This window comes from Nostoc sp. 2RC (assembly GCF_014222165.1).
In the GTDB taxonomy this organism is placed as follows: domain Bacteria; phylum Cyanobacteriota; class Cyanobacteriia; order Cyanobacteriales; family Nostocaceae; genus Nostoc; species Nostoc linckia.
In genome coordinates this window covers 1-826 of the sequence record NZ_JACKZU010000764.1, presented here as the reverse complement: position 1 = coordinate 826, position 826 = coordinate 1, and the positions used below count along the sequence as shown (strand labels likewise).

The window sequence follows — 826 nt, the reverse complement described above, 5'->3', positions numbered from 1 at the left end:
GCCTATATTATATTGAAAAATATAAAAATTATTTTTTCACATAAGTTATTAATGCTTAATAACTGAACAATATTTATGTATTACTAGCAAATTTCTTCCAAATAATTTTGTTTCAATAATTATAAAAAAACATAAGTAAGTATACACAAACAATTAGAAGATGGTGTAGAGTATGCTACTGAGTTAGCTAACGAATGAAAACCTGAAAGGTAGGCAGCAGAAGCCCTAATAGACTTTATAGGGTTTTTAAAACAGCTAATTAATTGCATAATATAAACTATTTACTTGGCATTGGTCTTAATAAGGGTAGTTTTAAGTAACCTACTTGACACTCAAGTGTCTCCTCGCTAACACCAAGATATTGAGCAATTTCTGTAAAAGTAAATTCTTGATTTTCCCATAAATTTTTTAAAGTATATTCCCAAGCCAAACTGTATTTTATTGTTTTTTTCAGTATTGGTACTTGATATTCATCAATTCTATTAAAAGCTGTTTTTGAAGATACCAAACCACAAATACAACGAAACTCAGTTACTGTATTAGTGCTATCACTATAGTCTGTATACTGGTATTTATCCTTAATTAAGAGGCGTTTAAAATATTCACCACCTCTATTTATACATGGGCAATAATCTGTTCCAAAAGGCTTATAATCAAAAGAAGTTTTAAAAACATCTTCAACTGTAGATTCTAAAAAAATAATCGCTAACAAGTGATGCAAGGGATTTTTTATCTTGCCATCTGAAAGAAATATATCTATAAGCCAGTTAGTAGATTTGTAAAAATTACTATTAAACATTTGTAGAAACGGAGCAGAGTAGTAATT

1 protein-coding gene is annotated in these 826 nt (G+C 28.2%); it reads right to left on the bottom strand.

The window, feature by feature from the left end; translation table 11 throughout:
• Nucleotides 1-277 precede the first annotated feature (277 nt).
• A partial coding sequence (locus GNE10_RS34890) for a TnsD family Tn7-like transposition protein (protein ID WP_185570556.1) occupies nt 278-826 on the bottom strand: 549 nt, incomplete at its 5' end.